At 65.9% G+C, this 22,187-nt stretch carries 22 protein-coding genes; 8 read left to right on the forward strand and 14 right to left on the reverse strand.

The genetic code is table 11. The features are described from left to right. Nucleotide 1 precedes the first annotated feature (1 nt). Nucleotides 2-1,165, reverse strand: coding sequence for an acyl-CoA dehydrogenase family protein (locus AWC25_RS23075; RefSeq protein WP_085167813.1), 1,164 nt, complete (start codon nt 1,163-1,165; stop codon nt 2-4). Nucleotides 1,166-1,302: 137 nt separating this feature from the next. Next, complete coding sequence (locus AWC25_RS23080) at nt 1,303-2,001, reverse strand: TetR/AcrR family transcriptional regulator (RefSeq protein WP_142279009.1); 699 nt, start codon at nt 1,999-2,001, stop codon at nt 1,303-1,305. Nucleotides 2,002-2,136: 135 nt separating this feature from the next. Here AWC25_RS23080 and AWC25_RS23085 point away from each other — a divergent pair, with 135 nt between their 5' ends. After that, entirely contained in the window at nt 2,137-2,946 is an 810-nt protein-coding gene (locus tag AWC25_RS23085) for an alpha/beta fold hydrolase (RefSeq protein WP_085167815.1), read from the forward strand. A 16-nt stretch (nt 2,947-2,962) separates the two neighbouring features. Here the strand turns inward: AWC25_RS23085 and AWC25_RS23090 are convergent, their stop codons facing one another. After that, on the reverse strand, nt 2,963-4,081 hold the full coding sequence (locus AWC25_RS23090) for an acyl-CoA dehydrogenase family protein (protein ID WP_085167859.1): 1,119 nt from the start codon (nt 4,079-4,081) through the stop codon (nt 2,963-2,965). Then, a complete protein-coding gene (locus AWC25_RS23095; RefSeq protein ID WP_085167817.1) occupies nt 4,081-5,574 on the reverse strand; it encodes a carotenoid oxygenase family protein in 1,494 nt (497 codons plus the stop codon). Before AWC25_RS23095 ends, AWC25_RS23090 begins: the two co-directional genes overlap by 1 nt. Nucleotides 5,575-5,954: 380 nt before the next feature. Between AWC25_RS23095 and AWC25_RS23100 the strand changes: the two genes are divergently transcribed. From AWC25_RS23100 to AWC25_RS23115, 4 genes are all read left to right on the forward strand, one after another. Beyond that, nucleotides 5,955-7,781: an AMP-dependent synthetase/ligase gene (locus tag AWC25_RS23100; protein WP_085167819.1), complete on the forward strand. Its 1,827-nt coding sequence runs from the start codon at nt 5,955-5,957 to the stop codon at nt 7,779-7,781. A 150-nt stretch (nt 7,782-7,931) separates the two neighbouring features. Next, nucleotides 7,932-9,911, forward strand: coding sequence for a flavin-containing monooxygenase (locus tag AWC25_RS23105; protein ID WP_244899590.1), 1,980 nt, complete (start codon nt 7,932-7,934; stop codon nt 9,909-9,911). Beyond that, complete coding sequence (locus AWC25_RS23110; protein ID WP_211281070.1) at nt 9,908-10,648, forward strand: enoyl-CoA hydratase/isomerase family protein; 741 nt, start codon at nt 9,908-9,910, stop codon at nt 10,646-10,648. Before AWC25_RS23105 ends, AWC25_RS23110 begins: the two co-directional genes overlap by 4 nt. A 92-nt stretch (nt 10,649-10,740) precedes the next feature. Next, a complete protein-coding gene (locus AWC25_RS23115) occupies nt 10,741-11,538 on the forward strand; it encodes an enoyl-CoA hydratase/isomerase family protein (protein WP_085167821.1) in 798 nt (265 codons plus the stop codon). A 27-nt stretch (nt 11,539-11,565) separates the two neighbouring features. Here the strand turns inward: AWC25_RS23115 and AWC25_RS23120 are convergent, their stop codons facing one another. From AWC25_RS23120 to AWC25_RS23155, 8 genes are all read right to left on the reverse strand, one after another. Further along, nucleotides 11,566-12,636: an acyl-CoA dehydrogenase family protein gene (locus AWC25_RS23120; protein WP_085167823.1), complete on the reverse strand. Its 1,071-nt coding sequence runs from the start codon at nt 12,634-12,636 to the stop codon at nt 11,566-11,568. Then, the gene (locus AWC25_RS23125; RefSeq protein ID WP_085167825.1) at nt 12,633-13,415 is read right to left on the reverse strand and encodes a crotonase/enoyl-CoA hydratase family protein; all 783 of its coding nucleotides are present in this window, start codon (nt 13,413-13,415) and stop codon (nt 12,633-12,635) included. The genes AWC25_RS23120 and AWC25_RS23125 overlap by 4 nt, the downstream gene beginning before the upstream one ends. After that, nucleotides 13,412-14,179, reverse strand: coding sequence for an SDR family NAD(P)-dependent oxidoreductase (locus tag AWC25_RS23130; protein ID WP_085167827.1), 768 nt, complete (start codon nt 14,177-14,179; stop codon nt 13,412-13,414). Before AWC25_RS23130 ends, AWC25_RS23125 begins: the two co-directional genes overlap by 4 nt. Before the next feature lie 34 nt (nt 14,180-14,213). Further along, complete coding sequence (locus AWC25_RS23135; RefSeq protein ID WP_085167829.1) at nt 14,214-15,410, reverse strand: thiolase family protein; 1,197 nt, start codon at nt 15,408-15,410, stop codon at nt 14,214-14,216. 96 nt (nt 15,411-15,506) lie between these two features. After that, the gene (locus AWC25_RS23140; protein WP_085167831.1) at nt 15,507-15,893 is read right to left on the reverse strand and encodes a PaaI family thioesterase; all 387 of its coding nucleotides are present in this window, start codon (nt 15,891-15,893) and stop codon (nt 15,507-15,509) included. 82 nt (nt 15,894-15,975) lie between these two features. Next, a complete protein-coding gene (locus AWC25_RS23145) occupies nt 15,976-17,121 on the reverse strand; it encodes a CaiB/BaiF CoA transferase family protein (RefSeq protein ID WP_085167833.1) in 1,146 nt (381 codons plus the stop codon). A gap of 1 nt (nt 17,122) precedes the next feature. Then, nucleotides 17,123-17,512 carry a nuclear transport factor 2 family protein gene (locus AWC25_RS23150; RefSeq protein ID WP_158089779.1) on the reverse strand — a complete coding sequence of 130 codons (390 nt, stop codon included), beginning with the start codon at nt 17,510-17,512 and terminating at the stop codon, nt 17,123-17,125. A gap of 37 nt (nt 17,513-17,549) precedes the next feature. After that, the gene (locus AWC25_RS23155) at nt 17,550-19,094 is read right to left on the reverse strand and encodes an aldehyde dehydrogenase family protein (RefSeq protein ID WP_142279010.1); all 1,545 of its coding nucleotides are present in this window, start codon (nt 19,092-19,094) and stop codon (nt 17,550-17,552) included. Between the two features lie 269 nt (nt 19,095-19,363). Here AWC25_RS23155 and AWC25_RS23160 point away from each other — a divergent pair, with 269 nt between their 5' ends. After that, entirely contained in the window at nt 19,364-19,939 is a 576-nt protein-coding gene (locus tag AWC25_RS23160; protein ID WP_085167839.1) for a TetR/AcrR family transcriptional regulator, read from the forward strand. On the opposite strand, the gene AWC25_RS23165 is transcribed toward AWC25_RS23160, so the two are convergent. After that, entirely contained in the window at nt 19,936-21,108 is a 1,173-nt protein-coding gene (locus AWC25_RS23165) for an NAD(P)/FAD-dependent oxidoreductase (RefSeq protein ID WP_085167841.1), read from the reverse strand. The genes AWC25_RS23160 and AWC25_RS23165 overlap by 4 nt on opposite strands. Nucleotides 21,109-21,285: 177 nt before the next feature. Here AWC25_RS23165 and AWC25_RS23170 point away from each other — a divergent pair, with 177 nt between their 5' ends. Continuing rightward, nucleotides 21,286-21,480, forward strand: a complete 195-nt coding sequence (locus AWC25_RS23170) for a ferredoxin (RefSeq protein ID WP_085167863.1) — start codon at nt 21,286-21,288, stop codon at nt 21,478-21,480. Next, nucleotides 21,480-21,668 (forward strand): hypothetical protein, encoded by a 189-nt coding sequence (locus AWC25_RS23175; protein ID WP_085167843.1) that lies wholly within the window; start codon nt 21,480-21,482, stop codon nt 21,666-21,668. The genes AWC25_RS23170 and AWC25_RS23175 overlap by 1 nt, the downstream gene beginning before the upstream one ends. 114 nt (nt 21,669-21,782) lie before the next feature. Here the strand turns inward: AWC25_RS23175 and AWC25_RS23180 are convergent, their stop codons facing one another. After that, nucleotides 21,783-22,145 (reverse strand): cytochrome C oxidase subunit IV family protein, encoded by a 363-nt coding sequence (locus AWC25_RS23180; RefSeq protein ID WP_085167845.1) that lies wholly within the window; start codon nt 22,143-22,145, stop codon nt 21,783-21,785. Between the last annotated feature and the right edge of the window lie 42 nt (nt 22,146-22,187).

Raw genomic sequence — 22,187 nt, forward strand, 5'->3', positions numbered from 1 at the left:
GTTACCTCAGACCGATTGTGCTGGAGATGATTTCACGCTGGATCTCGTTGGTGCCCGCGTAGATGGTGGGAGCGATGCTGTGACGGAGGTGCCGCTCCATGCCGAACTCGCTTGCGTAGCCGTACCCGCCCATCATCTGGACGCCCTCGATGGCGATCTTCTTGGCCACCTCGGTCATCTTCACCTTCGCCATGGACGTGCGACGGACGAACTCCGGTTCGACTGCCGACCCCGCCTCGGCCATCAGCACGGTGTCGTAGACCAGAGCCCGACCCGCTTCCAGGTCGATGGCGAGGTCGGCGATGCGGTGTCGCAGCGCTTGGAAGCTGCCGATCGTCTGGCCGAACTGCTTGCGTTGCTTGACGTAAGCCAGCAGGTCGTCGAACGTGCGTTGTGCCGATCCGAGCGCCTGAGCGGCGCACACCAACCGTTCTCCGTTGAGACCGGACCTCACCTGCTTCCAGGCCTGGCCCTCCTCACCGATTACCGACTCCGCGGGCACGACCACGTCGGTGAAGTAGAGGTCGTTGACCTCGCGTCCGCCCATGGTGTCGATGGGTTTGATGGTCAAGCCCGGAGCATCCGCGGGCACTTGCAGCATCGTCAGGCCGCTGTGGCGGGTTTCGCCGCGCCTAGTTCGCGTCACCACCAGGATCGACGCTGCGAACTGCGCGTCCGAACACCACGTCTTCTGTCCATTGATGACGTACTCGTCGCCGCGGCGCTCGGCGCGACACGAGATGTTCGCAGCGTCGGACCCCGCCTCGGGTTCGGAGATGCTGATCGACATCACCGATCCGGTGGAGATGGCCGCGAGCGTCTCCTTCTTCTGCTCCTCAGTGGCGAACTTCTTGAAGATGCCTGCGACGGTGTGCGAGGTTCCGGCTCCGTGAAGCGGCGCGAGACCGTAGAAGATCTCCTCGAACATGAGGCACTGTTCCACCAGGCCGCCACCGCTTCCTCCGTACTCCTCGGGAATGGAGACCGCCAGCAGGCCGGCATCGGCGAACCGTTGGTGTAGTTCAGGGTTGTGCAGTTCGCGGCCGTCGTCGGTGAGGGCGAGAAGCTTACTGTGCGAACCGACTTCGTGCTCGCAGAAAGCCCTCACCGCTTTCGCGTACTCGATCTGTTCGTCGCTGAAGCGCGACCACTGCCGACCTGCCATGGTCTCCGTCCTCTGGACCGTCCGCTGGGACGGTCGTTGGGCGCGGGTCGCATCGGACGCCCGCATAATTTGAGCCAAATCGTCTCAAATTGTAGACGTGACGCAGACGCCGGGTCAACGAGGCACGTGAACGGCGGTTAAGCGCGTTTGGCGCGTCGGCGGGTGGCCTTAGCCGGTTCTGCGTGCAGGACCAGATTGATCGCCGCCTCGGCGATGTCCGCGGTCGCTATTCCCTCGTTCGGCCTGTACCACCGTGACACCCAGATGCACTGGCCCAGGATGAGTCGAGTCGCAGCCACGGGATGCGAGTGGGCGAGCACGCCCTCGTCCATCGCCTCCTGCACGCAGGTAGTCCACATGGCCTCGTACTTGCGGCTCCATGAGTGCCACCGCTTGAACACGTCCGACGGGAGACCGATGCCGCCGAAGAAGACGGGCAGGTATCTGCGCATGCGGACCGCCGCGTCCACCTGCAGTTCGATGAGTTGCGCCAGCTTGGCGCGGATCGGCTGATCGGAGTCGACCACCGCCGTGGCCATCTCGGTGAGTTCTTTCGTGCTGCGCTCGAACAGCACGCCGAGAAGGTGCTCCTTGGTGGGCACGGTGCGATAGAGGGTGGCTCGCGACACGTCGAGCTTCTTGGCGGCGCCGACGATCGAAACGGCGTCCATTCCCCCCTCGACGAACAACCCGGCGACCGCGTCGGCGACGAGGTCGAGGTCGATCTCGGTCTTGGGTCGACCCCGCGGCCGACGGTGTTCGTCGGCGGCCTCGATCAGATCCTTCTGCGAGGTCTTCGGTACCGACTTGGCCCGGCGATTGCCCCGAGGCGCCATGAGTGCACTCCATCTGCCGACCGTGTTATGTGCGACGCGGCATCCCGAATATACGGGTCGGCACCACCCGGCGCCGACATAATGGACGTGTCCGCGACCGCGTGAACGGCGGTTCACGTCCGTTACAATGCCCGCATGCCGTACGTCACCGCACAGGATGGGGTTCGACTTTTCGTCCAGGATGTCGGCGAGGGGGTGCCGGTGGTTCTCGTCGCCGGTTTCGGACTCAGTCACCAGGTTTGGGATCGACAGGTGCGCGTTCTGGGCGGACGTCATCGCGTCATCTGCGTCGACCAGCGCGGGCACGGCTCGTCCGATAAGCCGTGGAACGGGTACACGATCGAACAGCTCGCCGACGACCTGCTGCTGGCGTGTGATCAACTGGACGTGCAGTCCGCGGCACTGGTCGGCTGGTCTCTCGGCGGGCAGGTCGCCTTCCGCGCGGCCGCGGGGGACGACCGCAATCGCTTCTCACGCCTGGTATTGGTCGGCTCCAACGCCGTCCGCGCTTCCCGCAGTGAGGATTTCCCGTTCGGCGCCCCCCCTGAGTCGGTTGAACCGGTACTGCTGCGCGATGAATACGCCGATCGGATCAGCGCACGCCGGCAGACGATTCTGTCCGGGTTTCACAGGGAACCTACAACGGAACTCCTGAACTGGTTGTGCTCGCTGTCGATGGTCATGCCCTCGTGGGCGGCGGCACCGCTCTACGGCTCGATGTTGAACACCGACCTGATGGAGAAGATCACGGACGTGAATCTGCCTGTGCTGCAGGTGATCGGCGCTAACGATCCGGTGCATTCGGTTCGGGGTGCGCGCTGGTTAAACGCTGCGCTCCGCGATTCGACTCTGATCGAACTGCCCGATTGCGGTCATTACCCGATGTTCGAGGCTCCCGACGCGTTCGACACGGCGCTGCTCGACTTCGTTCTCGCAACCGCGTGATCCGCGGTGGAGGCGATCACAGATCCATCGACTGCGCCACGAGGACTCTCATGATCTCGCTGGAACCGCCGAAGATGCGGGTGACTCGGCCGTCGAGCAGACTTTGACCGACGAAGGAATCCGTTCGGAGGGCGTCCGTTCCGAGGACGTCGACGCAGCGCTGCGTGACGCGCCCCTGTAACTCCGTGCAGAAGAGCTTGGCGACGGCAGCGTCGGCCGGCGTCAGTTCGTCGGCTTCGTGGGCCGCGATCGATTCGTCGATGAGTGCCTGGCCCGCCGCGACCTCGGCGTGCGAACTGGCCATAGCGAATTTCACTCGCTGCCCAGGCTTGTGCGCGATCTGAGCGGTGGCGCGGTCGAGCACAGCCACAGCAGCGGCCTGGGCGCTTACTGCGATCGATAACCGCTCCTGTGCGAGATTCGACGTCAGATAACCGAATCCGGCGTCCTGCTCGCCGAGCAGGTTGTCCCTGGGAACCCGCATCTGTGAGAACAACAATTCGGCGAGGTCCTGGCTGTGCAATCCGAGTTTGTCCAGTTTGCGACCGCGAGTGAAGCCGGGGGTGTCCGCCTCGACGACCAGGAGGCTGATTCCGTTGCGGCCGGCGTCGGGTGTGGTCTTGACCGCCAGCACGATGAGGTCGGCCGCTGCGCCGTTCGAGATGAACGTCTTCGCGCCGTCGACGACGTAGTGGTCGCCGTCCAACTGCGCTCGCGTGGTCATCGACTTGAGGTCCGAACCGGCGCCGGGCTCGGACAGGGCGAGTGCGACGACGGCCTCCCCCGCGGTGAGTCGCGGTACCCAACGGGCGATCTGCTCCGCGCTGCCGAATCTCAGGAAGTAGGGCATGCAGATGTCGGTGTGCACCCGGACCCCGCCGAGGGCGAGCCCGGCGCGTTGAGCCTCCTCCGAGACGACGGCGCTGTGCCGGAAGGTCGAGTGCGCGAGCCCTCCCCACTCCTTGGGTACTCCGATGCCGAGGATGCCGGCTCGCGCAGCGCCCCTCCAGAATTCACGCGGTGGACGGCCGTCCATCGCCCAGTCCGCGTACTGCGGTACGACCTCCTCGTCGAAGAATCGACGGACGACGGCCCGGAACCTTTCGTGTTCGGCGCCGAAAAGCGTGCGCCGCATCAGCGGAAGTCTTTCCAGTGACCGTGCGGTGTCCACCCGAGCGCGAATGGGAGATCGATTCGGCAGACTGGGCCCTGGGTGATGTCGTGGGTGTCGAAGATCTGGAATTGGCCACGCTTTTCAGCCCACCATGACACGGGGACGATGAGGTACCCGTCCCCCTCGGGAGCGTCCGGTGTGCGCGGCGCGAAGGTTGCCTCGAGGACTGCGGCGGGTTGATCCGTCCTGATGACGTATTCCGCATCGGACAGGGTCTTCATGTCGGTCGCCACCAGACTGTTCATCGACATGCCCGATCGCTTGTTGACGCCGCCGATTTGGTAGCCCCATCGGTAACCCTTGCCGTAGAAGCGCTCGTCCACCTTCGGAAGTTCGCAGGGCCGGTCTGACAGCTGCTCGGATTTCGCGGCCCCGGTCCGGAGGTCGATCGTCCAGCGACCGAGGCTGCTTTTGGCGATGCTGAAGAAGAGCTTGACGTCGTCGCCCTCGGCGAAATCTTGCTCGAACGGGAACGGGGGTCGATTGAAGATCGGCGCATCCAGCGTCAACCGGTCTCCATCCACGTTCGCGGACATGGTGTGCATTACGTACTGCGGCTCGAGGTCGGTTTCGATCCACCGGACCGGAGCGTGCGGGTCGTGTCGCGGAATGAGTCCGATGACCACCGGGAGCTCGGGATTCCACCCGAAGATACTCAGGTTGTTGGCGATCCGCTGACGATCGACGACGAACGGCTGGAACGGCATCACCATGTACTCGGGTGTGAGCCAGATGTCGTGCGCCACCGAGTTGTAAGGCGCGTCGTGCAGTTCGCGCGTGTGGACCGTGCCGTCGGGATCGACGATGTGGACGGTGACGTACGGTTTGATGTCCCGGTAGACCCAGCCGTAGAGGGTGCCGGTGTCGTGATCCCACTTCGGGTGCGCGCTGAACGTCGCGTCACCGTACGCCGCCGGATCGTGTATCCCCGGTGAAAGCGCGGGCGACCAGGGCACGATGCCCTTGGTGTCCAACGTGATTGGGTCGATTTCGATCGGCGGGCCACCGACCTCGCCGGAGGCCACCAGGCCGCCGGCGAACGGGAAGATGTTGATGTTGTTGGTGCCCTGCGGCACGCCCGCGTTATAGCAGTCGCGCTTCACCTCGCCGTAGCCGAGATTGCGCCAATCGCTCCAGACCCCGTCCGTCCATTCGAACATGCCCTGCTGATGACGTTCCTCGAGCAGGTACTTGGGAGTTCGGATCCAGCGGTTGCGGAAGTCGGCCCGCCCATTCTCGAAAACCAGGCCCTGCACCATTCCGTCCATCGACAGCAGGGCGTTGGTGCCCTGCTTCGTCGGGCGCTTCCAGGTGGGTCCCGTGCGGTACGCTCCACCGCACAGATCGCGGGGGATTTCACCTTCGCTGACGATGCACTCCTCGACGGTCGCCTCGAAGCGCATTGGCGCGAATGGGCCTTTGAAGGCGGTCTCGTTCGGCAACGGATAACCCATGCCACTCCTCCTCGTTCTGGATGCGGCGGTGCCGCAGAACACCTGGTACGAACTTTAGCAACTGACCGGCTCTAAAGTAAACCAACGATAATTTATTCAACGGCGGCACAACGTGCGGCGCATCGACAAGATAGCGAAATCCCATGTCATTTGCGGTTATTTCCTGAGGTGGCGAGCGCGCACAACGCTCGAAACAGAGGTAAACCGACGTTAATCCACGGAGGAGTCCGCGGGTGCGAGGTGCGGCGTTGACACCGATTGTCTGGCCGGACGATACTATTGAGACGGCTCGGCTCGTAAAGCGGGACTGCAAGCCGTTTCGAGCGGAAGGCCACGCGTCCGTCGGGCATCCGTGTGCCGCAGTGCAGGAGAGGTGACAGATGGCAGAACTGGTCGGCGTCTCAACCGCAACGAGTTCAGCCCCACCGGTGCAGGCGCCGACGGTGGTCGAGGCGTTCCAGCGCGTCGTGGCGCAGCGGCCCGACGCCGTCGCGCTCCGCACGATCAGCGACGGTGTCGTTCTGACCTGGCGTCAGCTCGGCGACCAGGTGGAGCGAATCGCTCGCGGGCTGGCCGCCAACGGCATCGGCCGGAGTGACACCGTTGCACTGCTGTTACCGAACACGATCGAGTGTCACGCCATCGACTATGCGGCGATGCACCTCGGCGCGATCCCGTTCGCGATATTCAACAGCTCGTCACCGGAGCAGATCGCGGCGCAGCTCGAGAAATCCGATGCCAAACTGATCGTGACGGACACGAGTTCCCTCGGTCGGGTGCGCGCAGCGGTGCAGGCCGCCCCCGCTGTTCGGGTGGTGACAGTCGATCCGTGCGACGACCCGGACGTACTTACCCTTTCAGCCGTCATCCGGAGCGGCGACGCCGTCGACTTCGACTTCGACGCGGTCTGGCGCGCTGTGCGACCCGACGATCTGGTGACCATCATCTTCACCTCCGGCACCACCGGGTCGCCGAAGGCCGCCCAGTGGTCGCACCGGACCGTGATGGATGCCCAGCGCGCCATGGACGCTGGAATCCCCGTGACCAGAACGGCGGTGGTGTCCTTCCTTCCGCTCGCCCACGCGGGCGGCCGATTGACATCCCATTACATGGCGCTGTCGTACGGCTCAGCGATCACGGCGTGCCCGAGCATGGCGGACGCGGGAGCGCACATCGCCGATGCCAGACCCGACGCCCTGCTCTCGGTGCCGCGGGTCTTCGAAAAGCTGCAGGTGGCCATCGAGGGTGCGATCGAAACCTTGGACGACCCAGCTAGGGCGACGGCGCGCCGCGTACTGGACATCGGTCGGCGGCTCGCCCGTGAGACCGACGAGGCCATCGCGGACCACTTGCACGCCGCGGAACGCGAACGCCTCGAGCACGAACATCGTGCGGCGCTACCGGTCATGGCTCCCGTGCTCGCGCGGTTCGGACTCGACAGACTGCGGTCGGCCATCGTCGGTGGCGCACCGGCTGCCGCGGAACTGATCTACTTCTTCCGCGCCATCGGTGTCCCGCTCATGGAGGCGTACGGCTCGAGCGAAGCCGCGCTAGCCATCTTCAACCGCGTCGACCAGTACAAGAGCGGCACCGCGGGAATACCGCTGCCCGGCGTCGAAGTCCGCACCGCAGCCGACGGTGAACTCCTCATCAGGTCGAGTTTCAACTTCGTCGACTACCGAGGACAACCCGAGGAAACCGCGGCCGCGCTGGACGCCGATGGCTGGCTGCACACCGGTGACCTCGCCGAGATCGACGACGAAGGCTTCGTTAAGATCGTCGATCGCAAGAAGGAGCTGATCATCAGCTCGTCGGGGAAGAACATGTCGGCGGCCAACATCGAGTCGGCAATCCGGGGCGAGGACTCCCTCATCGGTCAGGTCGTAGCGATCGGCGACGGTCGGAAGTTCGTGTCCGCGCTTATCACCCTGGATCCGGAAGCGGCAGCCCGCGCCGCCCGGGCCCACCAGATTGCGAGCGACGATCTCGACGCGCTCGCCGCCCACAGCGAAATCCGACGCGCCATCGACGACGCGGTGTGGCGCGGGAACGCCCGCCTGTCGGGACCCGAACAGGTCAAGAAGTACGTCCTGCTGCCAATGTCATGGTCGTTCGACGGTGACGAACTGACCCCCACCGGCAAATTGAAGCGTCGCGCGATCGCCACGAAGTACGCCGCACACATCGAAAAGCTCTACGAGGACTAGACGTTGACGCAAAGTCCAATTCCGCGCTCTCGTACGCTTTACTATTGAGACGGATCGGCTCATAATTAGATCTTGCAAGGGTGGCGTCGCACCCGTTGCAGGAGTCGCTGAGCGAGTACTCCGCCGTTGAACTTCGAGAGGATCCGAACAGTGTCCAATGAGACATCGAGCGACGCCATCGTCGAATCGACCGCGTCGGCGGAAGTCGAACGCTTGAGGGAAGCGCTCGCATCGGCCAACATCCCCACACTGCTCATGGTATTGGTCCAACTCACCGGTGAAAAATGTTGGCTGGCAGCGCCGTTCGCACCGTCGCACGCTCAGGGGCTCGACGACAACGACGACGGTGGACTCGCGCTGGAAGTGCAGCAGCAGATCCGCGAGGCGACGCTGAAGGCAGTGCTGGCGTACCGCGCGGGCGAGTTGGAGCCGATCGAACCTGAACCCGCTGAAGTCGCTCGAATGCTGTCGGTCGCCCTGGCCGAGGAGGTTCCGCTCGAGTACGGCCCGCTCCTCGCCGAGGAGCTCGGCACGAAGAGCCGAGACGTCGAACTGACTGCTCCGGTTCCCGATGGCTTCGAAGTGGTCATCATCGGGGCCGGCCTGTCCGGCATCTGCGCGGCGATCAACCTCCGTCGAGCCGGCGTGCCGTTCACCATCCTCGAGAAGAACGCAGGCGTCGGCGGCACGTGGCTAGAGAACCGGTATCCCGGGGTCGGTGTGGACACGCCCAGTCATCTGTACTCGTTCTCCTTCGCCAAGAACACCAAGTGGTCGCGCTACTTTGCGAAGGGAAACGAGGTCTTCGACTACCTCGAATCGCTCGTCGACCAGCATGACATCCGGCGCGACATCCGCTTCGAGACGGAAGTCGAACGGGCAGAGTTCGACGAGGACGAGGCGCAGTGGCTCATTCGGACGACACACGCCGGAGACCGCGACACGGTGCGCGCGACCGTGTTGATCTCCGCCGTCGGCATGGTCAACAGGCCGTCGATTCCCGACATCCCCGGCATCGACGACTTCGCCGGACCGGTCATGCACACCGCGGCGTGGGACACGCGTACCTCGGTCAACGGCCGACGCGTCGCGGTCATCGGCACCGGTGCGAGCGCGATGCAACTCGTCCCGTCCATCGTCGACGACGCCGAGCACGTGACAATCTTTCAGCGGTCCAAGCAGTGGGCACTGCCCCACCCGAACTACCACCGGGACGTCAGTCCCGAGGTTCGGCTTCTCATGGACGAAATCCCCTTCTACATCGGGTGGTACAGACTCCGTTCCTTCTGGAACTTCAGCGACCGCCTCCACGCGACGATTCAAGTGGACCCCGCGTGGCCGCATTCCGATCGCTCGGTCAACGCGAGCAACGAGCGACACCGAAAATTCCTGACGCGCTACATCACCGAACAACTTGAAGGGCGAGACGATCTCATTGAGGCGTGCGTTCCCGACTACCCGCCGTACGGCAAGCGCCCGCTGATCGACAACGGATGGTTCAAGATGCTCCTGCGCGATGATGTCGAACTCGTCGACGACGGCGTCGCCTCCATCGGCACAAACGACATCACCTCAACTGCGGGCCGACGCTATCCGGCAGACGTCCTGGTGATGGCGACCGGTTTCAAGACGCTCCAAATGCTGTACCCGATGGACATCCGCGGTCGAGGCGGCAAAGCGCTCCGCGGGCAGATGTGGGACGCCGACGACGCGCGCGCCTATCTCGGCATCACCGTGCCCGACTATCCCAACTTCTTCATCCTAAATGGGCCGAACACCAATGCCGGCCACGGCGGCAGCGCCATCCACAGCACCGAATTCCAGGTCCGGTACCTGCTCCAGGCGCTCAACTATATGTTCACGCAGCGGGTGAGAACCCTCGAGCCGGCACGCTCATCCTATGACGAATACAACCGCGAGCTCGATGCCGCGCTCGCGCTAACGGTGTGGGCGCACCCGGGTATGACGACCTACTACCGGAACGCCGCAGGCCGCATCGTCATCACCAGCCCGTGGAAGTATCTCGAATACTGGTCCAGGACACTGGAATTCGACCCCACGAAGTTCAAGGTCGAATTCGACGCCGAGGGCGAAGTCGCTTCCAGCGGATCGTCCCGGTCTGTCCGATGACCTCCCAACCACCCGCCGTCGACCTCGAACGCGCCGATCTTGTCCTCTGGGAGCTAGCGCGGACGGGGGTCGCGATGGTACAGCTCAACAGGCCCGATTCCCTGAACGCGCTGTCCCCCGACATGATGGCGGCGTTGTGGGCCACTCTGGAGCGTCTGAATGACGACCCGGCCGTCCGGGTCGTCGTCATCGCCGGGCACGACCGGGCCTTCCTCGCCAGCGCCGACATCCGTTCGATGCAGCACCGTCCGCTGCACGACGTACTCACCTCGCACACGGCGAGATTCTGGTTCCAGCTGGCCACACTCGAGGTGGTATTGGTGGCGGCCGTGTCGGGAGCAGCGTTCGGCGGCGGCTGCGAACTCGCGCTGGCCTGCGACCTCGTCGTCGCGTCCGAGACCGCGCGGTTCGCCCAAGCGGAGATCAAGGTCGGAATCATGCCGGGCGGCGGCGGAACGCAGCGCCTGGCGAGGGTCATCGGCAAGCATCGAGCCATGGAGATGGTGTTGACGGGAGAACCCGTCGACGCCGACGAGGCGCACCGGCTCGGACTCGTCAACCGCGTTGCTCCCACCGACCGCTGGCGAGAGGAAGCGCTGAATCTGGCCGCGAAGGTCCCCGACGGGCCGCCGGTGGCCATACGCAACGCGAAACGCGCTGTGCAGCAGGCCGAGGAGACGACCATGAGCGCCGGGATGGCTGCCGAGCCTGTTCGAAGTGACGTTCGGAACGAGTGATCGCGCTGAGGGGATGACCAGCTTCGTCGAGCGCCGAGCACCACGATGGCGCGGACAGTGATCCCTTCGACTACCACTACCGAGGATTCGGCATGACGAAAACACCACGTCCCGTACTGACGACGACCCGTCACGGTGCGGTCTGCGAGATCAACCTCGCGCGCCCCGAATTGCACAATCGAGTCGACGCCGAACTGCATGTCCAATTGACGGCGACTCTGCGGCGCATCGCCGACGACCGCTCCATCGGGTCGGTCATTCTCACATCGCAAGGCACGACGTTCTCCGCGGGCGGCGACTTCGAGTTGATGCGCGTGGCCCACGACGACCCCGGCGAGCGGCGCACCATCATCGAAGACGGCGTGCGGCTACTCCAAGCCCTGCACGGCATCGCACAGCCCGTGGTGGCCGCGGTGCAGGGACCGGCGATCGGCTTGGGTGCCACAATCGCGCTCTCTTGCGACGCGGTGGTGGCGGGGCCTTCGGCGTCGTTCGCCGATTCCCACGTGGCCGTCGGATTGGCCGCCGGCGACGGCGGCTGCCTGGTCTGGCCGGCCACCGCTGGCATGATCCGCGCCCGCCGCCATCTGCTCACCGGCGATCCGATCGACCGCGATACCGCGTACGCGCTAGGAATGGTCACAGACCTGGTGGACACCACCGAGGGCGTCGGACCCGCGGCGCTCGCGCTGGCTACTCGCATCGCCGCGTTACCGCCTCTCGCGGTACAGAACACCAAGCGTGCGCTCAATGTCGTCACACGACTCCGAGCGTCGGAGATCGTCGATATCGCCTTCGCTCTCGAATCGGAGACACTCGCCAGCGATGACCTCCTGGAGGGCATCGCCGCTTTACGAGAGAGCCGCACGGGGCGCTTCATCGGCCGCTAATCCGTTGCCGTTCCCGGCTTTCCGCGGCTACAGGCCCACGTGCTCGGTCAGCAGCTGTTCGATTCGACCGCCAGACAACGACGTCGTCGTGAGTGCCGCAGCATCCGCATAGCACTGCGCAATCGGATACTCGCGCATGTATCCGTATCCACCGTGGATCTGAAGGCCGACATCGGTGTTGTGCCGGTGCGCCGCGGCAGCGACCAGACGCGCAGCGGCCGCGCGAGCGGGATCCCGCTCCCCGGCTGGGATCGCGGCTGCGTGCGCCAGATCGGAGACCGCGATCGTGTTGGCGACGGCGGCGCCGACGACGGAGCGGGTGTTCTCGAAACTCGCCAACGGACGACCGAAGACCTTCCGCGCCCCGGCGTACTGCACCGCGAGTTCGAGCGCATAACGACTGGCACCGGCGTGCACCACTGCCGCCCACGCGTCGACGGCTGAGACGAATTCCCGTACACCCGGCGTGTCGTCGCGCGGTCGGTCGTCCGTCACGGTCACTTCTACACCGGGCGCCTCGTCTACACCGAGGAAGTCCTTGACGTGCACGACGGTGCCGGCGATGCGCGTGTCGGTCAGCGCCACGTGGCCGGTCGGCGGTGCGGGGGTCATGAGCAGCGTGGCGACCTCCGTGCCGGGTCCGCCGCTCAGGGCCCGGCCCCCCGCATCGACCGCATTGTCGGTGACGGCTGCGACCGCCCGTCCGGCGATCAGTTCGGGAAGCCAGAGAGCCTGCTGTTGCGGATCGCCGAACCGTCCGAGGTGCGGTATGCAGACTCCGACGTGCATCGCCAATATCGACGCCAAGCCGACGAAACCCTGGCGGTTGCACTCGTCGACCAGTACGGCGGTGAATCGAGGATCCTCGACGCCGGCCCCTCCGAACCGCTCGGACGCACCGAAACCAAGGAATCCGTATTCACCGGCGGCGATGAACAACTCGGCGGGCAAGTGACGAGCAGCGCGCCAGCCGCGGTAGTGGGGAGCCACCTCACGATCCAGGAAGTCGCGGACGCTCTCACGGAAGGCAGCGTGGTCATCGGCGAGTCGCACCGTGGCGGATTGGAATACCCCGACCACCCCCATGACGGCGGTCACGCGTCGCGCCAAACCGGCGGTCGCTTCTCGACGAAGGCGAGAGCACCCTCGGCGGCGTCGGCCGACTCGCGCACCGGGTCGGTGTACTCGCGTTGACGCGTGAAGGCGACGTCGGGAGACCAGTGCGCGGACGCCATGGCCACCGCCTTGGCCGCCCGCACCGCCATCGGCGCGTTCGCAGCGATGATGCCGGCGAGCGACAGCGCGTGTTCGAGTGAACGGCCCGGCTCCACCACGTGATTGACCAGGCCCAGCCGCTGGGCGTGCTCGGCGGTGATCGGACTCCCGGTCATGATCATCTCCAACGCCGCCGAGTGGGGAACGCGTCGCGGCAGGCGCACCACTCCCCCGGCCGTGGCCACGAGCCCGCGACGGACCTCCGGCAGCCCTAACGTGGCGTCCGCAGCTGCGACGATGATGTCCGCCGCGAGTGCGATCTCCAGACCACCGCCGAGGGCGGGCCCCTCGACCGCGGCGATGGTCGGCTTGAGGGGAGGGTTCTCCACGATGCCGAATGCGCCTCGCGACGCGGTGATCGGACGTTCATCGGTCGCGGTGAGTGCCTTCAAATCCATTCCTGCCGAGAAGATCCCGTTGCGGCCGGTCAGTACTATGACACGAACCTCCGGATCTGCGTCCAATCGGTCCAGGTGCTCGGCGATGGCGTCCGCGGTGGGTTTGTCGATCGCGTTGCGGACGTGCGGGCGATTGATCGCCACCGTCCCTACATGGTCGTGCACCGAGAGTTCGACGGGCGGCGCGGTCTGCGAGGCGGTCACCGCGGGGCCATCCGGATCGCTCCGTCGATCCTGATTGTCTCGCCGTTCAGCATGCCGTTGTCGATGATCGCGGCGGCGAGCTTGGCGTACTCGGCGGGGTCCCCGAGCCGGCTCGGGTGGGGAACCGTCGCGGCCAACGACTCGCGCACCGGCTCGGACAGCCGGGCGAGCAGGGGGGTGTCGAACGTGCCCGGAGCGATTGTGTTGACGCGCAAGGCTTTACTGGCCAGATCGCGTGCCGCGACGATCGTCATGCCGACCACTCCCGCCTTGGACGACGCATAGGGGATCTGGCCGATCTGCCCCTCGAATGCCGCGACGGAGGCCGTCAAAATCACCACCCCGCGGTCCCCGTCGAGGGGCTCGTTGCCCACCATGCGTGCCGCGGCCAGCCTGAGCACGTTGAACGACCCGATCAGGTTCGTGGTGACGATCTCGGAGTAGAGCTCCAGCGAGCCCGGCTCGCCGTCCTTGCCGACGACGCGCACCGGGCCGCCCCGGCCCGCGCAGTGGACTACCGCACGGAGTGGGCCTTGCGACTCTGCCTCGTCGAACACCTGGTTCAGGCCCTCGGTGTCGCGCACGTCCGCCGGCACGAATACGGCGCGGTCACCGAGCTCGGCGGCCACCTCCGTGCCCGCCGACGTGGGGAGGTCGGCGATCACGATGCGGGCGGCGCCGTCGTCGAGCAATCGCCGCGCCGTGGCGAGCCCGAGTCCCGAGGCGGCACCGGTGACGACAGCGCAGATGCCGTCGATTCTCATGGAACGTCCCTTCGGTAGATGGTCTGGCGTTCGGCTAGAGGCGTTCGATAACGGTGGCGTTGGCCATTCCGCCGGCCTCGCACATCGTTTGGAGCCCGTACCTGCCGCCGGTCTGCTCGAGCCCGTACAGCATCGTCGTCAGAAGTCGCGCGCCCGAGGCCCCCAGCGGGTGCCCGAGCGCGATGGCACCGCCGCGCGGATTCAGCCGGGCCTCGTCTGCGTCGAAATGGTGGCGCCAGGCCATCGGAACGGGCGCGAACGCCTCGTTGACCTCGTAGTGATCGATGTCGCCGATGGCGAGACCAGCGCGCGACAGCACCTTCTCAGTCGCGGGGATCGGTCCCGTGAGCATGGTGATGGGATCGTCGCCGGCGACGGCGAAAGCATGGAACCGCGCTCGTGGGGTCAAGCCGAGTTCGGCGGCTTTGGCTTCGCTCATGATGAGCACCGCGGCGGCGCCGTCGGTGAGCTGGGATGAATTGCCTGCGGTGATCTTCCAGCGGATCTCGGGGAACCGCTCGCTCATTTCTGCCGTCTCGAAGGACGGGCGCAGCGACTCAAGCGAATCAGCGCTGGTTTGCGGCCTGATCGTCTCGTCGGAGTCGACGTGCCGCCGCTCCTCGCCGTCCTCGACATGCACGCCGACAATCTCGGACTTGAAGTCCGACGCCGCGGCTCGGGCGTGCGATCGGGCCGAGTACTCGTCGAGATCGCGGCGCGTGAAACCCCAACGCGCAGCGATGAGCTCGGCGGAGACACCCTGCGGTACCAGCCCGGGCGCATAGCGGGTGGCGACGGTGGGCCCGAAGGGATCCTGTCCGATGCGAGCGCTTCCCATCGGGATCCGGCTCATCGACTCCACGCCGCTGGCTATCACGATGTCGTAGGCACCGGCGATGACGCCCTGTGCGGCGAAGTCGGCGGCCTGCTGAGACGATCCGCACGCACGGTGCACAGTCGTGCTGGGCACGTGCTCGGGGAGTCCGGCCGCCAGCCAGGCCCACCGCCCGACCGGGCCGGACTGCTCCCCGACCTGGCTGACACAGCCGGTGATGACGTCGTCGACGAGACCCGGGTCGAAGTCGTTGCGCGCCAGCAGCTGAGTGAAGACCTGGCCCAGCAACTCCACCGGGTGCAGAGTCGACAAGGCCCCGCCGGGCTTGTCTCCCTTGGCGGCCTTCCCCTTGGCCATGGGCGAGCGGACCGCGTCCACGATCACCGCGGTATTCATGACTGTCTCCGTTCATCTTTCGCGGAACGCCCAAGTAGTTTTTGAGCCTTTGTATCTCAGAATAGGTTTTCAGCAGGAGTCGTGTCAACGAGCCGGTCACGTGAAGCGCCGCGGCGACATCGTGCCCTGGCCCTGTGCGCAGACGGTGGCGCCGAGTTCGGCGTACACGTCGACGTCGACGGATATGATGCTCGTTCCCGAACGCAGTACCCGGCCCTCCAGTCTGAGCGGCGGGACCGCCGGCGACAGGAACTGCACGTGCAGAGCCGCGGTCACCGGTACGTGTCCGGGGGTCAGGACCGTCATCGCGGTGACGCCCATCATCTGGTCGATCGCGGCGGCGACCAGGCCTCCATGGCAGGCGCCGTTAGGGTTCACTTCGATCGTCGAGTGCTCGAGCGTCGCCACAACGCCATCGGATGTGATGCGGGTGAAGGCCAGACCGTACGCACGGGAACCGGTCAGCTGCCGAGCCCACGAGATCCAGGCGTCGGAGTCCGCCGCTCCGTAGGGGCTCGCTCCTCGAGGATCTCGGACGAGGCGACCGGCCGACTGAACGCGTCCGTCACGTCCGGGCGCGCGCCGGCCGGCTCAGCCGCTGATCCACCTGCTCCGGCGTGAGCCCGAAGGCCGACAGCGCCTCCTCCGGGGACGGCGTCCGGGCGGAGTCGGCGCGATCGAAGCGCGGGGCGGGGGTCGGCATCATGCCGAAGTCGGTCGGCACGAAGCTCTTCCGCGCCAAGTTGTGCGGGTGGTGCGCGGCTTCGGTCAGGTCGAGCACGGGCGTCGTGCAGGCGTCGGCGTGCTCGAGCAGCGCCGTCCACTCGTCACGGGATCTGGTGCGGAAGCGCTCGGCGAAGGCGCGCCTATAGTCCGGCCAGCGGTCGCGTTCCCATTGCGGGAAGTCGTCGGGATGCAGCGCCAGGCCGTCGAGCAGTGCCGCGTAGAACTGGGGTTCTATCGCTCCGACCGCGACATACCGGCCGTCCGCGGTCTCGTAGACGTCGTAGAACGGCGCACCGCTGTCGAGGATGTTGGTGCCGCGCGGACCCCATGACCCCGCGTTCGCGAAACCAAAGATGACACTGGCCAATTGAGCCACGCCGTCGACCATCGCCGCGTCCACCACTTGGCCGACGCCAGTGCGCTGAGCCTGCAGCAGCGCCGCCAACATCCCGGTGACGAGCAGCATTCCCCCGCCGCCGTAGTCACCGAGCAGGTTGATCGGCGCCAAGGGCGGTTCACCACGACGGCCGATTGCGCTCAGCACCCCTGAGATCGCCGCGTAGTTGATGTCGTGCCCCGGCACGCGGGCCAGGGGTCCCGACTGGCCGTATCCGGTCATCCGCCCGTAGACGAGCTTCGCATTGCGCGCGTGGACGGCGGCCGGCCCGATCCCCAGCCTCTCCATCACACCCGGCCGAAACCCCTCGATGAGCCCGTCGGCGCCGTCGAAGAGGCACAGGGCGAAGTCGAGGTCCGCCGGATCCTTGAGATCGATCGGCAGGCCCGGCCGGCCACGATGGTCGGAACCCGAACCCGCGATGTCGACCGGCGATCGCTGGCCGGCGCGATGCAGGCGCACGATGGTCGCGCCGAGATCGGCCAGCATAGTGCCCGCGAACGGGCCGGGGCCGATGCTGCCGAATTCTACAATTTTAATGCCCGAAAGGGGTGCCACGGTGTCCTCGAGTCGAAGGTCGGCGGTGATGTCAGCGGCCCATCAGAGCGGAAGTGTCCCAGTAGTAGGCGGTGACCGACCTCGCCCCTCCGGAATCGAACACCCACCACTCGATCGCGGATGTCGTTGCACCCAAGGACAATTCGAGAACTGCGAACACGTGCACGGTCCCGTCGCCGGGCGCCACGTGTGTTTCCCGCAGCTGCAGGCCCCGCACCTGCGATGCCGCCGCCCGCATGAATCTGGCGATTCCCGCCGCGCCTTCGATGACGCCGCCCCCCGGTAACGACTCCGGCCGGCTCAGAGTGGCGTCGTCGTTGAAGTGCTCGACCACGAGCTCGGCAGCCGCGTCCGCCTCACCTCGGCTCAGTGCGGCGTAGAAGTCCGTTACCACTGCGGCAGGATCTCGCGTGGTGCTCACTGTCAAGTTCCCTTCGTTAGGCGATGTGTCGGGTCAATCAGCGTTTCGGGCCACGTAGGCGGCGGCGCATGTCGCGGGCGCCCAGTAGCGATACCGCGCGTTCCTGAAGAGCGCCGAGACGGCTGGTATGCGGATACCAGAAGATTTCACTCTTCATCTCCACCAGATCGGAGACGATCGCCTGTGGCCTCGTGTATTTGACGACCCCGTTTGCACCTGCGCGCGCGCCCACGCCCGAGGTGATCCATCCCGCCTGGGGAATCGGGAACTGGAAGACGTTCATCATCACGCTGTTGATGTTGACCGCGCCGACATTCAAACGTCGGGCCACCGCACGCGCCTTCGCCTGGTCCTTCGACCACACGCTGGCCGATAGGCCGTATGTCGAGTCGTTCGCCAGCCGTACCGCTTCGTCGCTGTCGGCCACACGCATCACCGGCAGAGTGGGACCGAACGTCTCCTCGCGCATGCATGCCATGTCGTTGCCCACGTCGACGAGCACGGTGGCCTCGTAGACGTTCCCGTCCCCCGTTCGTTTGCCTCCGGTGAGCGTCCGCGCGCCGGCGGCCCTAGCTTCCTCGACGTGACGTTCGACGATGCGGATTTGCTCCTCGGTGGCCAGCGCGCCGAAGTCCGTGGCGTATCTGCCCGGTCGGTCCATTCCGGCCCTCAGGTTGAGGGTCTTCGCGACGAGGCGGTCGAGGAACTGGTCGTAGACGACGGACTCCACGTACACCCGTTCCACGGCGGTGCAGGACTGCCCGGCGTTGAAGAACGCCCCCCAGACCGCGCCGTTGGTCGCTCGTTCGATGTCGGCGTCGGCCAGCACGATCATCGCGTCCTTACCTCCCAACTCGAGGCTGGCCGGGATGAGTCGCTCACCGGCGCGGGCACCGACCTTGCGCCCCGTCGCCGTCGACCCGGTGAACTGCACCATGTCGACCGCGTCAACCACTGCTGCGCCGGCCGCACCTGCCCCAGTGACGGCTTCGAGTACGTCAGGCGCGCCGATCTGATTCCAACCCTCGACCGCCGCGATCCACGACAAGGGCGTGAGCTCCGAGGGCTTGGACAGCACGGCACACCCCGCCATCAACGCCGCGGGACAGTCCAGCATGGGCATGGCCAGCGGGTAGTTCCACGGAGTGATCAGACCGACCAGCGGGTACGCGCGATGGCTGACGGTGAGACGTTTGAGCCGGTTGGCGATGCCCGCCGGACTCGGATGATCATCCCGTAGCTGTCTGGCGGCCACCTTCACGTTGTAGTTGATCGCCTCGACCGCGGCGAGGGCCTCTATGGTCGCGTCCCCCCAGGACTTCCCGCCCTCGGCCTGAACCGTCTCGAGGAGTTCGAGACGGTTGTCCAGGATCCAATCGCGCCACCGCCCGAGCCACTTCCCGCGACCCTGGGAGCCGAGCGCCTCCCACTCGGGTTGCGCTGCGCGCAGTCGCTCGGCCACCGCCGCCACGTCGTCGGCTGTCTGGACGGGGATGCTGCCAACCACGCGGCCATCAGCCGGGCAGGTGACCGGGATGACGTTCGCCGGTGCCGACTGGGTGACCTGGTTCGAAATTGCCATCGCACTATGCCTTTTCGTCGGTGTCATGATGTGAACTCGCAACCTCGTCGGCGAGCGGCTCCCAGGCGCGAATCTACCGCTGAGCGATCACTTTCGCAAACAGCGGTTCACCTACACGTGGACGCGGCAGGAGATGCAATGTCCCCACTGCTAGGGCATTCCAGCGCTCGATGGTGAATCGGAGTAAACCGACGTTAATCTCTGCCCGCTGGCACAGGCGCGCGCCGGCGTGGCGCCTGCTCAAGGTCCCTGGCAGGTAAGCTCGCAGAGTGTCAAGAGACATTGAGATCCTCCACGCCGCTGCGGAGTTGTTCTTCGACAGGGGATACGCCAGCGTCGGAGTGGACGACATCGGAGGGCAGATCGGGACGACGGGCCCCTCTATCTACCGCTACTTTCGCGGAAAGGCGGAGATCTTGGCCGCACTGTTCGATCAGGCCATTGACGGCGTGCTCTCGGCGACGGGATCCCGCGGCCTCGCCCCCGCCGACGAACTCGAGCACCGGGTGCGTGCGCACGCGGGATTCGTGGTGGATCACCACAAGCTCGCGTCGGTGTGGATAAGGGAGGGCCGCCACCTGTCCGACGCCGACCGCCGTCGGCTCCGCCGTCGAGAGAACGCTTACATCGCCCAGTGGGTCGCGTGCATCGGCGCGGCGATTCCCGGCCTCGACGAGCCCATCGCCGAAACCGCAGCTCTCACTGCGATAGGCACCTTGAACTGCGTGTCCAACTGGCCGGCGGTTGCTACCGAACGGGCGGGAGTGGCCGACTACCTCGCCGATTTCGTCCTGCGGGGCCTGACCCTTCACTGCGGTACGACGCACGGGGATCGGTCCCACTAGACCGCAGCCGCAGACAGCCTGCGGGTGTAGTCGATGAATCGCCGGTTCCTGTTCACCGTGACGGCTGCCACCACCTCGCCGCCGCGCCGCCCCTCGACCACCATCGCCGGCCGCTCAGCGTCGCCGGACTCCTCCACGACCTCGAACGCGTCCGCTCGTCCGAGGTATCCCGCCGCCTTGATCTTGAGGTCGTACTGATCCGACCAGAACGTCGGTGTGGCGTGCGGGGTCCGGCGGTCCGCGGGGTCCTCGGCGAGCAGGTTGTGCGCGGCGATTTCGGCCGTTTCCCGCGCATTGGTCCAGTGCTCGACGCACGCGAGTGCACCATCGACGAAGCGCGGGAACGCCGCGACGTCACCGACGGCGAGGATGTCGTCGCGTCCAACGGCGTAAAGGTGCGCATCGCACACCACGGCGCCGCCAGCGAGCCTCAGTCCCGACTCGGTCAGCCACCCGGTATTCGGTACGGAGCCCAGTCCGAGCAGGACGACGTCGGCCGGCAACAGCTCGCCGTCGTCGAGGACCACCGTGCTGATCCGTCCCGCGGTCTCGATCAACTGGGACACTCCTCGCCCGAATCGCGTTCGCACACCTCGGCTTCGGTGATACTCCGCGGCGAATTCGCCGACTTGAGGTCCGAGAGCGGCCATGGGCAGCGGCGCGAGATCCACCAGGGTGACGTTTCGGACCTCGAGTTGACGCAGGGTGGCCGCCACTTCACAGCCGACGAAGCCCGCCCCGATGACGACGAAGGTGGCCGCCGGGTCGATTTCGGCGCGGAACGCCGCGCTGTCTTCGAGCGTGCGGATCACGTGAACGCCACCCGGTACGGGTGCGGGCCGTCTGCGCGCGGCACGCCCCGTGGCGATGACCAGGCGGTCGAAGCCCACGCGTGACCCGCCGGCGAGCTCCACCTCGCGGGCCGCGAGATCCAGCGATCGCGCCGGAGCGCCGAGACGCCAGGAGACGTCGAGGTCGTCGACGGGATAGAACAGTTCCTCAGGCGAGATGGCGCCACTGAGAAGCTGCTTGGACAGCGGCGGTCGGTCGTACGGGCCGATCGCCTCGTCCCCGATGACCGTCAGTGAACCGGCGTACCCCAGCTTGCGCAGGGCCGCCGCGACCCGGTGTCCGGCGAGACCTGCACCCACGACGACGACGTCTTCCACGGCTTCCCTCGTTGATCGGCGGGCGTTCTGCCCGCGCTGTTACGCCATGCTGTCATACGATCCGATTTTTTGCGACGATCAGTTTCTAAATTATTGATCATCGGGCCATGTCGTCTCTAAACTGGTGTTGCCGAGCGATGAACGCGTACGCCCACTGGTACAGCTGAGGAGATGGTGATGAAGATCCGATTGGATGAGCGACTCTGCGCCGTGCATGGCGAATGCGTGATCGAAGCGCCGGAGATCTTCGATCTCGGAGACGACGACGACACGGCGATCATCCTGCAGGACAGTCCATCCGAGAGTTACCGGGTTGCCGTCGAGCGCGCCGCCGCCGCGTGCCCGGTGGGCGCCATAACGATCATTGACTGATGGGAAGTCCGGCGGAGGTTGCCGATCAACTCCGCCCGTGGATCACCGGAGGAACGACCTACATCGCGCCGAGCGACCTCGCATCCGCGGTCTTCGACGTCGACGACCAGGAGGCCGTGCTCGCCCGGAACGTCGAACTCGCTCGGTGCGTCAGGAGCGCCGATGCCGGCGCCGACGGCGGTCGATGACGGGATTCGCCGACTGCCTGCGCGGCTGACCGCGGAGCGGACGCCGCAGCGCACCGGCCGTAAGGATCGGATCCGTTGAGACCAAGCGCCGCGCGTTGTAGAACGCGTCAGCATTCACAACCCGGACTCTCGGCGGGACCGACGGCGATGCGGGGACGACGAGCGACCGGGCAGGGCTGCAGAACCGGTTGAGCGGGAGTGGTCAGGCAGCAGGTACATGCCCGTCAACAGGCCGAGCAGCAGCACGGTGTATCCCTCGAACCGCCCGCGCAGCGACCAGGGCGCGTCCTTCAGTTCCATGAAATATAGACCGACGACGCGGATCTTGAAGATCGCGACCACGATGATGACGAGGCTCGCCGGAACATGGTTGTCGCCGCCGAAGCCGTGTTGAGTGCCAAGCGCCCACGAGATGACCGTCAGGACGACGAGGAGGGTCCAGCCGACTGGGGCCGGCGTCCGCACGAGTGATGACATGTCACCTAACCAAGAAGAGTAGGGGGAAGATCATGATCCACA

It is taken from the genome of Mycobacterium sherrisii (assembly GCF_002102355.1).
Taxonomy (GTDB): Bacteria; Actinomycetota; Actinomycetes; order Mycobacteriales; family Mycobacteriaceae; genus Mycobacterium; species Mycobacterium sherrisii.